The 14,673-nt window shown below is 71.5% G+C and carries 11 protein-coding genes; 3 read left to right on the top strand and 8 right to left on the bottom strand.

The window, feature by feature from the left end:
• Positions 1 to 34: 34 nt before the first annotated feature.
• The 5 genes from hpaE to hpaD are packed head-to-tail and all read right to left on the bottom strand — an operon-like array spanning position 35 to position 5,391.
• On the bottom strand, positions 35 to 1,537 hold the full coding sequence (hpaE, locus tag BN6_RS16560) for a 5-carboxymethyl-2-hydroxymuconate semialdehyde dehydrogenase (RefSeq protein WP_015100830.1): 1,503 nt from the start codon (positions 1,535 to 1,537) through the stop codon (positions 35 to 37).
• Positions 1,534 to 2,466: a 4-hydroxy-tetrahydrodipicolinate synthase gene (gene dapA, locus BN6_RS16565; RefSeq protein ID WP_015100831.1), complete on the bottom strand. Its 933-nt coding sequence runs from the start codon at positions 2,464 to 2,466 to the stop codon at positions 1,534 to 1,536. Before dapA ends, hpaE begins: the two co-directional genes overlap by 4 nt.
• A complete protein-coding gene (locus BN6_RS16570) occupies positions 2,463 to 3,137 on the bottom strand; it encodes a GntR family transcriptional regulator (RefSeq protein WP_015100832.1) in 675 nt (224 codons plus the stop codon). The genes dapA and BN6_RS16570 overlap by 4 nt, the downstream gene beginning before the upstream one ends.
• Entirely contained in the window at positions 3,134 to 4,531 is a 1,398-nt protein-coding gene (locus BN6_RS16575) for a fumarylacetoacetate hydrolase family protein (protein WP_015100833.1), read from the bottom strand. The genes BN6_RS16570 and BN6_RS16575 overlap by 4 nt, the downstream gene beginning before the upstream one ends.
• A complete protein-coding gene (gene hpaD / locus BN6_RS16580; RefSeq protein ID WP_041312966.1) occupies positions 4,528 to 5,391 on the bottom strand; it encodes a 3,4-dihydroxyphenylacetate 2,3-dioxygenase in 864 nt (287 codons plus the stop codon). The genes BN6_RS16575 and hpaD overlap by 4 nt, the downstream gene beginning before the upstream one ends.
• A gap of 266 nt (positions 5,392 to 5,657) precedes the next feature.
• Between hpaD and BN6_RS16585 the strand changes: the two genes are divergently transcribed.
• Positions 5,658 to 6,623: an AraC-like ligand-binding domain-containing protein gene (locus BN6_RS16585; protein ID WP_015100835.1), complete on the top strand. Its 966-nt coding sequence runs from the start codon at positions 5,658 to 5,660 to the stop codon at positions 6,621 to 6,623.
• Between the two features lie 88 nt (positions 6,624 to 6,711).
• Entirely contained in the window at positions 6,712 to 8,136 is a 1,425-nt protein-coding gene (locus BN6_RS16590) for an aldehyde dehydrogenase family protein (protein WP_015100836.1), read from the top strand.
• Positions 8,137 to 8,671: 535 nt separating this feature from the next.
• Here the strand turns inward: BN6_RS16590 and BN6_RS16595 are convergent.
• The 3 genes from BN6_RS16595 to BN6_RS16605 all read right to left on the bottom strand — a co-directional run bounded on the left by BN6_RS16595 (position 8,672) and on the right by BN6_RS16605 (position 12,315).
• A complete protein-coding gene (locus BN6_RS16595) occupies positions 8,672 to 8,890 on the bottom strand; it encodes a hypothetical protein (RefSeq protein ID WP_015100837.1) in 219 nt (72 codons plus the stop codon).
• Complete coding sequence (locus BN6_RS16600; RefSeq protein WP_084672679.1) at positions 8,887 to 11,988, bottom strand: RHS repeat-associated core domain-containing protein; 3,102 nt, start codon at positions 11,986 to 11,988, stop codon at positions 8,887 to 8,889. Before BN6_RS16600 ends, BN6_RS16595 begins: the two co-directional genes overlap by 4 nt.
• 129 nt (positions 11,989 to 12,117) lie before the next feature.
• Positions 12,118 to 12,315, bottom strand: a complete 198-nt coding sequence (locus BN6_RS16605; protein WP_041312968.1) for a hypothetical protein — start codon at positions 12,313 to 12,315, stop codon at positions 12,118 to 12,120.
• 252 nt (positions 12,316 to 12,567) lie between these two features.
• Between BN6_RS16605 and ligD the strand changes: the two genes are divergently transcribed.
• A complete protein-coding gene (gene ligD / locus BN6_RS43790; RefSeq protein WP_041317023.1) occupies positions 12,568 to 14,658 on the top strand; it encodes a DNA ligase D in 2,091 nt (696 codons plus the stop codon).
• Positions 14,659 to 14,673 lie beyond the last annotated feature (15 nt).

A 14,673-nucleotide genomic window follows, 5' to 3' on the forward strand; every position in this document is an offset into this window, starting at 1 on the left:
GGGGCGGGCGGGTGCGCCCGAAATCAACGACCGTTCACGGTCGGGCAACTCCGAACCGCGGCGGGGTCAGGTCGCCGACGGCCACGTGCACCGCGCGCAGGTCGCTGTAGAAGTCGATGCTGTGCGCGCCGCCCTCCCGGCCGACACCGCTGGCCTTGATGCCGCCGAACGGCGTGCGCAGGTCGCGGACGTTGTGCGAGTTGATCCAGACCATGCCGGACTGCACGGCGCGGGCCACCCGGTGGCCGCGCTTGAGGTCCGAGGTCCACACGTAGCCCGCCAGGCCGTACTTGGTGGCGTTGGCCAGCGCGACGGCCTCCTCCTCGGTGTCGAACGGCGTCACGCAGACCACCGGCCCGAAGATCTCCTCCTGGAACACCCGGGCGTCCGGCGCGACGTCGGCGAACACCGTGGGGGACAGGAAGTTGCCCGAGTCCAGGTGCGCGGGCCGGCTGCCGCCCGCGACCAGCCGGGCCTCGGACTTGCCGATCTCCACGTACTCCAGCACCCGCGCGTAGTGCTCGGGGTGGATCAGCGCGCCGACCTCGGTGGCCGGGTCGGAGGGCAGGCCCACCCGCACCGCCGACGCGCGGGCCGCCAGGGCCTCCACGAACGCGTCGTAGATCTCCCGCTGCACGATCACCCGCGAGGACGCCGTGCAGCGCTCGCCGTTGAGCGAGAAGACGCCGAACACGGCGGCGTCGACGGCCTTGTCGAAGTCGGCGTCGGCGAAGACCACGCACGGCGACTTGCCGCCCAGCTCCATCGACACCTCCTTCAGGTGCTCCGCCGCGGTGCGCATGATGATCTGGCCGGTGCCGCTCTCGCCGGTGAACGACAGGCGCGGCACGTCCGGGTGCGCCACCAGGGCCGCGCCGGCCGACTCGCCGATGCCGTGCACCAGGTTGAACACGCCGTCCGGCACGCCGGCCTCGGCCATGATCCCGGGCAGCAGGCTGGCCGACAGCGGCGACCACTCGGCGGGCTTGAGCACCACCGTGCAGCCCGAGGCCAGCGACGGCGCGAGCTTCCAGGTCTCCAGCATGAACGGCGTGTTCCACGGCGTGATCAGGCCCGCGACGCCCGCCGGCTGGCGGATCGCGTAGTTGACCTGCTTGTCGCCCACCAGGTACGCGTCCTCGTGCTGCGCCACGATCACGTCGGCGAAGTAGCGGAAGTTCTCCGCCGCGCGGTGCGCCTGGCCCTTGGCCTGGGTCACCGGCAGACCGGTGTCGAAGGTCTCCAGCTCGGCCAGCCGGTCGGCGCGCGACTCGATGGCGTCGGCGATCCGGTTGAGCACCTTGGCGCGCTCGCGGTCGGACATCTTCGGCCACGGGCCCTCGGTGAACGCCCGGCGCGCGGCGGCGACGGCGTTGTCGATGTCGGCCGGGCCACCGGCGGCGACGGTGCCGTACTCGGTGTCGGTGACCGGGTCGGCGACCGGGAAGGTCGCGCCGTCGACCGACGGGACGTCCTTGCCGTCGATGTGGTGCAGCAGTTCGGTCGGCAGGTCCGCCGGCTTGTTCACGGTGGTCATGCGGTCACTCCAGACGGGATGAGCAGGTCGGCGGCCTCGGCCCGCAACTTGTCGATCTTCTCCAGACCGGCCGGGGTCGGCTCGATCAGGGGCGGGCGGACGTAACCGCTGGAGATCCGGCCCAGGTCGGCCAGCACGTGCTTGGCCGGCGCCGGGTTGGTCTCCACGAACAGCAGCTCCACCAGCGGGGCGAGCCGGTAGTGGAGGTCGATGGCGCCCTGGTGGTCGCCGGAGACGTACAGCTCGTACATCCGGGCCACGGCGGCGGGCGCGATGTTGGCCAGCGCGCTGACGAACCCGACGCCGCCGATCGCCAGCAGCGGCAGGCACAGCAGCTCGATGCCCGACCACATCAGGAAGTCACGGCCGCACTTGTGCAGCACGTGCGAGAAGTGCTCGAAGTCCTTGGTGGTCTCCTTGATGCCCACGATGTTGTCGTGGGCGTGGCGGAGCTTGGCCACGGTGTCCGGCGCGATGTCCACCGCCGTGCGCGAGGGCACGTTGTAGATCACGATCGGCATGTCGGGGAACTCGTTGGCCACCGCGCCGTACCACGCGATGAGGCCCTCCTGGGTGGGCCGGCTGTAGTACGGCGTGATGACCAGCGCGAGGTCCGCACCGAGCTTCTGCGCCTGGTCGGTCAGCTCCAGCGTGTGCTGGAGGGTGACCGCGCCGGTGCCGGGCAGGAACGGGACGCGGTCACCGAGCTCCTCGGCCACCACGCGCATCGCGGTGATCCGCTCCTCGATCGTCTGCGCGCTGGGCTCACCGGTCGAGCCGCCGATGGACACACCGTGCGAGCCGGACTCCAGCTGCCAGCGCACCAGCGCGCGCAGGCTGTCGGTGTCCAGCTCGCCGGTGGCGGTGAACGGCGTGACGACGGGCGCGATGGAACCGCGGATCTGCGCCGGGTCGGAACGGAACCTCATGACGTGAACTCCCCTGGAAACGGGGCCGGGGACCTCGTGTCCACGGCCCGGAGGGTGTTGAGCTTGTGCTCGCGGGCGAAGCGCTCCACGACCTCGGCGGGTGCCTCGGCGCGCAGCAGGCGCAGCAGTTCGGCGTGCTCGGCGACCGACTCCCGGGCCCGGCCGGGCACCAGGCTGAAGGTCGTGCGCCGGGTCATGTCCAGCCGCGACCACTCCTTGTCGACCAGCTCGCGCAACCGGGGGTTGGGCGTCGCGCCGCACAGCAGGAGGTGGAACTCGCGGTTGAGCCGGGTGAAGCCGAGCGGGTCGAACTCCACCAGGGACGCGGCCATCAGGTCGTTGAGGTGGGCGGCGCGGTCCAGCATCGCCTCGGTGACCAGCGCGGTGGCCACCGCGTGGCCCTCCAGCAGCGCCAGCGCCTCCATGGTGTGGCGGTAGCCGTCCGGGTCGAACTCGGCGACCTGCGCGCCGACGTTCTGCTCGAACACCACCCAGCCCTCGGCCTGCAGCCGGCGCACGGCCTCCCGCACCGGGACCGGGCTGATGCCCAGCTCCCGGGCGATGCGGTCGAACACCAGCCGCGCGCCGGGCCCGTACCGGCCCTCCGCGATCCGGTCGCGCAGCGTCTCGTACGCGTACTGGGTCTTGGAGCGGACCGGGGCGGCGGTCATCCCGACCACTCCTCGTACTCGGCCCGCTTGGCCGCGCCGAGCGGGTAGAGCCCGTCGATGCCCTCGCCGGCGGCGACCCGTTCGAGGATGAAGCGCTCCTCGCGCTCCATCTTCACCGCGTCCGCGGCGACCTCGTCCACCAGCGACGGCGGGATCAGGATGACGCCCTCGGCGTCGCCCACCAGCACGTCGCCCGGCCGCACCAGCACGCCCGCGCAGGCCACGTCCACGCCGACCTCCCACGGCACGTGCTTGCGGCCCAGGACGGCCGCGTGCGGGCCCGCGCTGTAGGCGGGCAGGTCGACGTCGGCGAACGACGGGCTGTCGCGCAGGCAGCCGTCGGTGACGACGCCGGCCGCGCCCCGCTTGAGCGCGCGCAGCGCCAGGATGTCGCCGAGCGTGCCCGCGCCGTGGTCCTGGCGGGCGTCGATCACCAGGATCTGACCGTCCCCGATGGACTCCACGGCCCGCTTCTGGGCGTTCATGCCGTTGCCGCGCTCGGCGAACTGGTCCTCGCGCAGCGGCAGGAACCGCAGCGTGTGGGCCGTGCCGACCATCCGCAGGTCCGGCCGTGACGGCTTGAGCCCGGTGAGGAACGTGTGGTGCAGGCCGCGCTTGCGCAGCTGGCTGGACAGCGTCGCGGTGGACACCGACCGCAGCGCCGCCTCGGTCTCCGGCTTGATGGCCGGGACGCTGCCGCCCACGGCCGCCGCCTTGTCCTCGCGGGTCACCTTCGGCCGCGCGCCCGGCTTGGCCAGCGGCTCGGCCTCGCGGACGGTGTTGCGCAGCCGCTCGGTGTCGTCGACCGCCACCTCGACGACGTCACCGGGGGAGACCACCGTCGCGCCGGTCGGCGTGCCGGTGAGGATGATGTCGCCCGGCTCCAGCGTGATGTTGCGGCTCAGGTCGGCGATCAGGTAGGCGAAGTCGAACAGCAGGTCGCCGGTGTTGTCGTCCTGCACCAGTTCGCCGTTGACCCACGTGCGCAGGCGCAGGTCGTTCAGGTCGACCTCGCGCGGGTCCAGCAGCACCGGGCCGACCGGCGTGTAGCCGTCCGCGCCCTTGGACCGCAGGTTGGAGCCCCGGTCCGCGTACCGCAGGTCGTGCACGCCGAAGTCGTTCGCCGCGGCGACGCCGCCGATGTACTCGGCCGCCTCGTCCCGGCCGACCCGGGCCGCCCGCTTGCCGATCACGATCGCGATCTCGCCCTCGAAGGCGGACAGCTCCGTGCCCTCCGGCCGGACCAGGTCGCGGCCCGACCAGGACAGCGACGACGGCGGCTTGAGGAAGTACGAGGGCTCCTCCGGGAACCGCCCGCGTTCCGCGGCGCGGCTGCGGAAGTTCAGGTGCACCGCGATGATCTTGGTCGGTGCGAGGCCCAGCGGGTGCGTCATGCCTTCAGCCCGTCCGGGATCGGGAAGTCCACGATCACCTGGCCCGTGCCGCTGCTCGGGAAGTAGTCGCACAGCTGCTCGCCGTGACCGGTGTACTTGTCCCAGCCCAGGATGCCGAACAGCATGCCGGTGTCGGCCATCGCGGCCTCGCCGGTGAACCGCTCGTTGTAGGCGGGCAGCGCGGCCAGGAACTCCGGGATCCTGCCCGTCGTCCACTGGTCGAGCACCAGCCGGTCGGCCTGCTCGTTGATCGGGTTGCTGATCTTGTCCAGGTACTGCGACGAGATCTCGTTCGGCGGGAACTGGTGCGACAGCGAGCCGCTGGCCAGGAACGCCACCTTGCGGTCGCTGCGCAGCACGGCGCGCGCGATCGCCTCGCCGACCCGCCGGTTCTCGTCGATCGACGAGTAGATGTTGCAGCCCACCGGGACGACTTCCAGCGGGTCGCCGTCGCGGTTCATGAAGTGCATCGGCACCAGCGTGGCGTACTCCAGGCCGAGGTCCTTCACGTCGTGCACCAAGGACTTCTGGCCACCGGCGTTGATCTCCTCGCCGATGAGGCGGGCGAGCTCCTGGTTGCCGGGGTAGTCGTACTCCAGGTCCTGGATGAAGTGCGGCAGCTCGTGGGACGCGTAGCTGCCCTGGTGCCGAGCCTTCCCGTTGATGTGGAAGCTCATGCTGTTCATCCAGTGCGAGTCGGCCACCACGAAGGTGTCCGCACCGCGTTCCCGCGCTCGGCGGCCGACCTCGGCCAGACCGACCTCTGCGGGCTTGCGGATGCCGTGGTGCTTACCGGGGTTGATGGACAGCCAGATCGACGGCACATGCGTGATCTTGGCGGCCAGCACGACCTCACCCATGGTCACCTCCGCATCGGGGATCGTGTAGCGGATCGAATACGATCCGTTTCCGGCACGTGCTGTCGTGCCGGCTGTTCAGGTCTAACAGGAGACTGCTGCGGTAGGGTTGACCACGGCTGCACGTCATTTGACTCCGCGTGCACCGGGTGGGCGGGCCTTTTACGACTCGGCAACGACCACTTGACGAACGGGCGAATGCGGACGACTGTGCCTGTCACGCAGTGTTACGCAGAACACTGTGCACCACCAGGTCCGGGAGGGCAACGATGTCCTACGTGCTGACCACCGCCGGAGTGCCGGCGACGCAGCAGTTCGATCTCTGGCAGTCGGCGGTGTCGCAGACCTTCGTGCCCCTGGAGGCCACGGCGGGCGAGCACTCGGCGTTCCGGGGCCGGTTGCGCGGTCAGAACCTGGGCAGTGTCGCCGTGTACGAAGCGTCCGCGGACGCGCACACCGTGCGACGGACCGCGCGGGCGATCTCCCGTGCGGCACCGGACTACTACAAGCTGTCGTTGCAGCTGCACGGCACCGCGAAGCTCACCCAGGACGGCCGGCAGGCCGCGCTGCGCCCCGGCGACTTCGCCATCTACGACACCACGCGGCCGTACTCGCTGGCGTTCGACGACGTCTCGTCCACGATGGTGCTGATGTTCCCCCGGTCGATGCTGTGCCTGCCCTCCGGCCAGGTCGAGCAGCTCACCGCGATCCGGTTCGCCGGCGGGCAGGGCGTCAGCGGGATCGTCAGCACCACCCTGGTCCAGCTGGCCCGCAACATCGACGACCCGCAGGTGCACGGCAGCGTCCGGCTGGCGCGCAACGTGGTCGACCTGCTGGGCACCGCGCTGGCCGACCAGGTCGACTACGCCGACGTGCCCGCCGAGACCTCCCGCGCGGCGATGCTGGTCAAGATCAAGTCCTATGTGGAGTCACACCTGGAGGACCCGGAGCTCTCGCCGGGCGACATCGCCGCCGCGCACCACATCTCCACCCGGTACCTGCACAAGCTGTTCAGCGAGGCGGGCACCACCGTGTCCGGCTGGATCCGGCACCGCCGGCTGGAGCGCTGCGGCCAGGACCTCGCCGACCCCGGCAAGCACCAGCTCGCCATCGGCGTGATCGGGGCCCGCTGGGGCCTGGTGGACGCCTCCTACCTCAGCCGCGCGTTCAAGACCGAGTACGGCCTCTCCCCGTCGGAATACCGCCGGCGCAGCGTCGAGCACCGGGCGCGCTGACGGTCAAGCGCCATGCGCCCGTGAGCAAGCGCGGCGGGAGCGCGACAGCCCACACTGGGCCGCGATGAGCCAGTGGAGGGGAGTCGACATGCGCGCGACAGGTCTGTACATCGGCGGCCAGTGGACCGCCGGGGCGGGGGAGTTCACCACCACCGACCCCGCTACCGGTGAGCAACTGGCGGTCGTCGCCGACGCGAGCGGCGCGGACGTCGACAACGCCGTCGCCGCCGCCCGGGAGGCCCTGCCCGGCTGGACCGCCACCCCGGCGACCGAGCGGGCCGCGCTGCTGTGGCGGCTCGCGGACCTGATCGAGGCCGACGCCGAGAAGCTCGCCGAGCTGGAGACCCGCGACCAGGGCCAGCCGCTGGGCGTGGCGCGGGCGGTCAGCGTGACCGGCGCGGCCGAGCACTTCCGCTACTTCGCCGGCTGGGCCACCAAGCTCGACGGTGCGGTGCGCAACGTGTCGTTCCCCGACACCCTCCAGTTCGACCGCCGCGTGCCGGTCGGCGTGTGCGCCCTGATCGCGCCCTGGAACTTCCCGCTGATGATCATGGCGTGGAAGCTCGCACCCGCCCTGGCCTGCGGCAACACCGCCGTCATCAAGCCCGCCGAGCAGACCCCGCTGACCACCGTGCGGCTGGTCGAGCTGTGCGTCGAGGCGGGTTTCCCGCCCGGTGTGGTCAACCTGGTGACCGGCGGCCCGGAGACCGGCAAGGCGCTGGTCCGCCACCCCGGCGTGGACAAGGTGTCGTTCACCGGCTCCACCTCCGTGGGCCGCGACATCGTCGCCGCGTCCGCCGCCGACCTCAAGCGGATCACCCTGGAGCTGGGCGGCAAGACGCCCACCGTCATCGCCCGGGACGCCGACATCGACGCCGCCGTGGCCGGCACCATCGCGGGCGGCCTGCTCAACAGCGGCCAGGTGTGCGCCGCCTACGCCCGGCTCTACGTCGACAAGGCCCGGCAGGACGAGTTCACCTCCAAGCTCGCCACCGCGGCCGGCGGCCTGCGCCTGGGCGCGGGCCTGCACCCGGACACCGACCTCGGCCCGCTGGTCAGTGCCGAGCACCGGGACCGCGTCGAGTCCTTCGTCCGCGGCGCGGTGACCCAGGGTGCCGAACTGCTCACCGGCGGCGAGCGCGGCGACGGCCCCGGCCACTTCTTCCGCCCGACCGTGTTCGGCGGCGTCCAGGACGCGATGACCATCGCCCGCGAAGAGGTCTTCGGCCCGGTCCTGGCGGTGCTGGACTACGACGACGAGGACGAGCTGCTGCACCGCGTCAACGACTCGCCGTACGGCCTGGCGGCGGCGGTGTGGAGCAACGACCTGCGCACCGCCCACCGCCTGGCGGACGGCATCCGCGCCGGAGCGGTGTTCGTGAACATGCCGTGCATCCCGGACGCGGCAGCCCCGTGGGGCGGCTTCCGCTCCAGCGGCTGGGGCCGCGAGATGGGCCCGTACGCGATCGACGCGTACACGGAGATCAAGGGCATCTGGATGCACCACGGCTGAGCGTCCGCAGAACTCGGCGGCCCGACGTTGCACCGGCACGTCGGGCCGCTGTTCGTCGTTTCCCAGTACAACGACGTGCCCAGCGCTCGCGCGGTCGCAGGCCGATCAGTTGGTCCTCCCGAATCCGCCCGGCTGACCCCTGCGGTGCGGTGCTGCCGGCCACGCTGGACGAGCCGATGAGCACCACGGCCTTGGCCCGCACCCTGGAACTGTCCCCCCGCAACGGTGTTCGAACACTCGTCGCGATGCAAGACGCCGGCTTGCTCACCACCATCCGACGCGCTCGCGTAGTCGCCTACGAACGCACCCGACTGGGAACCGACCTCCTCTGCCCCGACATCGGTCACGGCAAGCGTGCCCAAGCCGGAGCCGTGGGATTCGCCTCGCCGGACGATCCGAGGTGTGATTCCTTCGGCGCGCATCCGACCGGTCGGCGCAGACCGACGCCGCACGGGTCGTGGCCCCGCTTCCCGGTCACGTTGCTCCAGCGGTCCGGCACACCGTGGTGCGCCGGACCGCTGGAGGCATCGCCCCGCTACTTCTTCGGTGGGATGAGTCCTGATCGGACGGCCACGACCACGCCCACGGCGACGACCAGGGCCAGCGGCAGGTAGCGGAGCAAGGGCTGGCCGACCGCCTGTTCGAGGTGGTACCCGGCCACGCCCGCGGCCGCGGCGGCGAGCACGAAGCCGATCATCGCGAGGACGCGGGTCCGTCGGCTCGGCGTCTTCATCCCGTTGTGCCCGCCCGTCATTCGTTGATCCGCTTCGTGATCGAGTAGGAGATCCCGGCGACCGCGCCGAGCCCGCCGCCGATCGCGGCGCCGACGCCCGCGCCGGTGGCGCAGCCTACCGGGCCCACCACGCACGCGATCAGGCCGCCTCCGCCGCCGAGGGCCGCGCCCGTGCCGGCGAAGTCGGCGACGACACCGAGGTCGTCCTCGAAGTCGTCGGTGCTGTAGGCGCCGGTGGGGTCGGTGTTGTTGACCGGGTCGGACTTGCCGTACGCGTATCGGTTGCGCTCCTGGTGGGTCGGGTCCGGCGCGGTGAAGCGCCCCCAGGACGAGTTGTAGTACCGGTGCCCGAACAACGTCAGCCCGCCCTTGAGCGTGTAACCGCCGACGTAGCGGAACGGGTTCACGCCCGACGCGCCCGTGCCCGTCGCCCCGCCGTACGGGTTGTAGGTGTACGTGGCGGCCAAGGCCCCGGCCGTGTCGAGCATCCCGAGCACGCTGCCCTGGTGGTCGGTGATCAGGTTGTACCGGGTCGTCCCCGCCTTCTCGGTGACCAGCCTGCCGTCCGGGTCACGGGCGACGCTGACCCTGGTGCCACCCGAGTTCACCGTGCTCGTGCCGAGCGCGGTGTGGGTGAACACGTGCGTGGTCGCGGTCCCGTCGACGGTCTCGGTGATGGTCCGCGGCTGGGTCTGGTCGATCGTGTCGTACGCGGCGGTGAAGGTCTGCGCCCCGCCGGTGACGCCGCGAACCAGCTGGTTCGTCGACGAGTACTCATAGGACGCCGTCGGGTTGGTCGCACTGGTGATGTTGCCCGCGGCGTCGTAGCCCAGCGTCGTCGCGCCTACCGCGGTGAGCTGGTTCGCGGCGTTGACGGTGTGCGCGGTGCCCGCCAGGTTGGTGATGTTGTCGGCCTTGTCCACCGCGAACGTGGTGGCGCCCGCCTTCGTGAGGTGCCGCTGCGAGTCGTAGGTGTAGGCCGTGGTCGTCCCGGCGATCGTCTTCGACTGAAGCTTGTCGCTGTCGGCACCCCCGGCGGTGGTGTAGCTGTAGGTCGCCTTGAGCAGTTCCGACCCCGTGCCGTTCTTGACCGACAGGCTGGTCAGCCGACTGGACGTGTCGTAGGCGTTGGTCTGCGTCCCCGCACCGGGGAACGTCGTCGTGGTGCGGTTGTCGGCGGCGTCGTAGCCGAACGTCGTGGTCTGCCCGAACGGGTCGGCCAGCGACGTCAGCCGGTTCGCGGCGTCGTAGCCGTAGGTGGCGGTGCCCGCCGGGTCGGCCAGCGACGTCAGGTTGCCCGCCTTGTCGTAGCCGTAGGACACCGTCTCGGTGCCCGCGCCCTGGGTCCGCGCCGCAGAGGTGACCTGGCTGCCGGTCGGGTAGGCGTCGTAAGAGAACCTGCTGGTCACCCCGCCGTGCGATCGGGTGACCAGGTTGCCCAGCGCGTCGTAGGAGTTGGTTTGCAGGACAGCGCCGCCGTTGACGCTCACCGACACGATCCGGTCGAGCTTGTCGTAGGCGTAGTCGATGCGCTTGTTGTTGCCGTCGGTCACGCTGGTGATGCGCGACAACGAGTCGTAGCCGAAGCGGGTGACTCCCAGCGGCGCGGGCGGGGTGACGCTGGTCAGGTTCCCGGCCTGGTCGTAGCCGAACGTCGTCACGTTGCCGTTGGCGTCCTTCACGGTGCCCAGCAGCCGCTTCGGGCCGGTGTAGGTGCGGATCTCCAGGTCGGCGGCCAGCGGGGTGGAGCGGACCTTGGTGAGGTTGCCCGCCGAGTCGTACTCGCGGGTCACCTCGTTGCCCGCCGGGTCCTTGATCGACGTCGGCGAGTGCGGGTGCGCGGTGCTGGTGTAGCCGATCGTGCTGGTCGCCCCGGTCGGGAGCTTGGTGGAGATCAGGTTGTTCAGGCTGTCGTAGGCCGCGGTGGTGGAGTTGGTCAGGCCGTCCGTGGTCGACTGGATGTCGCTGTTGGCGGTCCAGGTCGTGGACTGGGTGTGGCCCAACGCGTCCTTCGCCGAGATCTGCCGGTCGTCGGCGTCGAAGGTGTAGACGGTCTTGTTGCCGTTCGGGTCGGTCTCCGTCGTCTGGGTGCTGGTGTCGTAGGCGAACAGCGTGTCCACCGCGCCCGCCTGCCTCGGCGTGGTCACCTTGATCACGTCGCCGTAGTCGTCGTAGGCGAAGCTCCAGGTCCGCCCGGCCTGGTCGACCAGCGACGTCAGCCTGCCGGTGGATGCGGCGTGGGTGAACTGGACGGTCTTGCCGTCCCGGTCGGTCAGCTTGCCGAGCTTGCCGGCGGCGTCGTAGGTGTAGTCCCCGACGACCGTGCCGCTCGGGTCGGTGATGCGGGTGATCTTCCCGCCGCTCGACGTGAAGGTGGTGACCCGGCCCTGCGAGTCGGTCAGCGACGCCAGAGCGCCGTCCGAGTGGTAGTAGTACGTGATCGCGCTGCCGTTGCGGTCGGTGCGGTTGAGCGGCCAGCCACCGGCGTTGAACGCCCAGGTCTCGCCGGTCTCGGTGAAGCGTGCGGTGTACGACCCGCCCGCGTTCTTCGTGATCGTCGCCCGGACGCCGTTGCTCGCCGAGGCGTAGGTCCCGTCGGCGTTGGGGGCGAACTCGACGCACCCGCCGCCGTCGACGGGCATGTGGATCGCCTCGAACGACAGGTCCAGGGCCATGTCCCGGCCCGCGTTGACGTGCCACTCGTCGTCGTAGCCGAAGGAGTGGCGCAGGGACAGGTCGATGCCGGTGCCCCGGACGGTCAGGTTCCGGTGGTCGACCCAGAGGTTGCCGTTGGCCGCGTTCACCCCGAACTGGAGGCGGTCGCTGACCCGGAAGCGCTCGATCGGGTAGTCCGGCAGCACACCCCAGTTCGAGGACCGGCACGGCGACCACCGCTGGGCGGACGGCGCGCCGGACCGGTCGGCGCCGGGCTTGGCAAGGCCCGCGGGCGGCGGTCCGCCGACCACGTCCCGCTTCGCCTCGCCAGGTGTCCAAGCTCGTGCGTCGGTGGGCTCAGCCGCCGCCGCAGGTGACATCAGGACGGCGGGAACCGCGGCGACCAACGCAACCGCCAGACCCGCGGACAAGGCGCGCGACATGAAGCCGCGCACCAACGACATGCGTGACAAAGGTGTTCCCCCTCAGTGAAAAACAACCCCACCCCGGGGACACCCCCGTCCCCGGCGCATGCCTGATGCCCGCCGCCCGACAGCACCAAACCGCGACGCTTCCAGGACCACTCGACCGGCCTAGCCCGACGACGCCGAGATCACCCGAACGACGCGAGCGCTCGTCCAGGTGGCGCCGGTGCACGCGTCCGGCGGGGAGTAGTGGACCTCGACCACCGTGCCGACGTGGGCGGCGAGTGTCTTCTCGGACTCCTGCCTGGCGACCTCGTTCCTGGTCCCGTTGGCCGGGTAGTGGATCCGGCCGTTCTTGCCGAACACGAACTGGCCCTCGAATTGAACCCCGGCCGACCGGCGGCCACTCGTCCGTTCGTCACGTCGCCCGGACGGATCAGCGACACCGGCGGTGGGCAGGGGACGGCTCGTGTGGCCGTCCGTCCGGTCGGCGGCCGGGCCGGCCGCCGAGGGTGACCCGGCGTCACCCGACCGAACCGGGCGACACTAGGCCGAACGGGTTACCGTCGAGGGGCGCGGGCGGTGCGGGCCTGCGGGACGTTCGGACCGGAGGTCGCGATGGCCGCCACGTCGCAGCGCGGACAGACCGGTGTGCCGGCGTGGGTGGAGCCGATGCTGGCCAAGGCGGACGGTGGCCGGTTGCCCTCCGGGCCGGCCTGGCGGTACGAGGACAAGTTGGACGGCTACCGCTGCGCGGTGCGCGTCGCCGCCGCCGGCGCGGTGGCGTTGACCAGCCGCAACGGGCTGGACCTGACCGCCGAGTTCAGCGAACTGGTCGATCCGATCGCACGGGTCTTCGCCGGCCGGGCCGGGGTGCTCGACGGCGAGGTCGTCGCCTACGACGAACGCGGGCGGATCGACTTCGGGCTGTTGCAGGAGCGCCGGGGCCGCCATCGACGGCACGTCGACGGACCGCACCGCGTGGACGTGCGGTTCCTGGCCTTCGACCTGCTGCGGCTGGGGGACGCCGACCTGCTCCGCGAGCCCTATGACGAACGCCGCGGCCTGCTGACGTCGCTGCCGATGCCCGATCCGTACCGGGTCGACATCGTCCGCGCCATCACCCACGACCGGCTGCGCGCCGACCGGCTCACCCCCGAGGCGCTGCTCCGCCGCACCGCCGACGCGGGCTACGAAGGGCTCGTCGCGAAGCTCGGCAGCTCGACCTACCAGCCGGGGCACCGGTCGGACGCGTGGCTCAAACACCCGGTGACCGTCACGACCGAGGTGGTGGTGTGCGGGTGGCGGCCCGGCAAGGGGGGCCTCTCCGGGTCGGTGGGCGGTCTGCTGCTGGGCGCGCACGACCCGGTGACGGGTGACCTGGTCTACCTCGGCGACGTGGGCACCGGGTTCAGCCGGACCCAGCGCGCGGATCTGCGCAGCGCGCTGGAGCCGCTGGAACGGCGTACGCACCCGTTCGCCGCCGCGCCGCCGCGCGAGGACGTGGTCGGGGCCCGGTGGGTCGAACCGCGCCTGGTCGGCGAGGTCGTGTACCGGACGTTCACCCGTGGCGGCCGGTTGCGGCACACCGCGTGGCGGGGTCTGCGCGAGGACCGCGGACCGGCGGAGGCCCTCCTCCCGCCATCCGCCGCCCCCCGGCCCGCCCCCCGGCCCGTCCCCTCACCCGTCACCACTTCACCCGTCACCACTTCACCCGTCACCACTTCACCGGTTACCGCCTCACCCGTCACCGCCCCGGACGACACCCCGCCGCCGACCGGGCGGCTTTCCGTCCGCGTCGGCGACCGGCTGCTGCGACTGTCCAATCTGGACAAAATCCTCTACCCGAAGGCCGGGTTCACCAAGGGTGAGGTGATCGCCTACTACACCGCGATCGCGCCGCTGCTGCTGCCGCACCTGCGGAACCGGCCGGTCACGGTCGTGCGCTGGCCCGACGGTGTCGACGGCCAGTCCTGGTTCGCCAAGAACACGCCCGCCGGCGCGCCCGACTGGTTGCGCACGGTCCGGCTGACCGGGTCCGGTTCCCGCGGGTCCGGCGACCCGGTCGAGTACCCGCTGATCGACGACCTGCCCGCGCTGGTGTGGGCCGCGAACCTGGCCGCGCTCGAACTGCACGTCCCCCAGTGGACCGTCGACCCGCAGGGCACCCCGCGCCCACCGGACCGGCTGGTGATCGACCTGGACCCCGGCGAGGGCACCACGATCGTGGACTGCTGCCGCGTCGCCGAACGCGTGCGCGACATCCTGGTCGCGGACGGCCTCACGCCGCTGGCCACCACCTCCGGTTCCAAAGGGCTTCAGCTCTACGCCGCCATCGACACCGCCCGAGCCGACGCGCCCTCGGCCTACGCGAAGGCGGTGGCCCGGTTGCTCGCCCGCGAGTCCCCGGACACCGTCACCGCGGTGATGGCCAAGGCCCAGCGCACCGGCCGGGTGCTGCTCGACTGGTCCCAGAACAACCCGGCCAAGACCACCATCGCCCCCTACTCGCTGCGCGGCCGCGACCTGCCGACGGTGGCCACCCCGATCACCTGGGACGAAGTACGCGCCTGTCGGCACCCCTCAGACTTGGTGTTCACCGCCGATCAGGCGGTCGCCCGAGCCGCCGATCCCGGCGACCTGCCGGCCGGACTGGACACCACTCGCGCGCCCCTGCCCACACCGGTGGCCGAACGCGGCAAGGCGTAGCGCAGGTCGTGCGGT

The sequence above is a fragment of the Saccharothrix espanaensis DSM 44229 genome (assembly GCF_000328705.1).
Taxonomy (GTDB): domain Bacteria; phylum Actinomycetota; class Actinomycetes; order Mycobacteriales; family Pseudonocardiaceae; genus Actinosynnema; species Actinosynnema espanaense.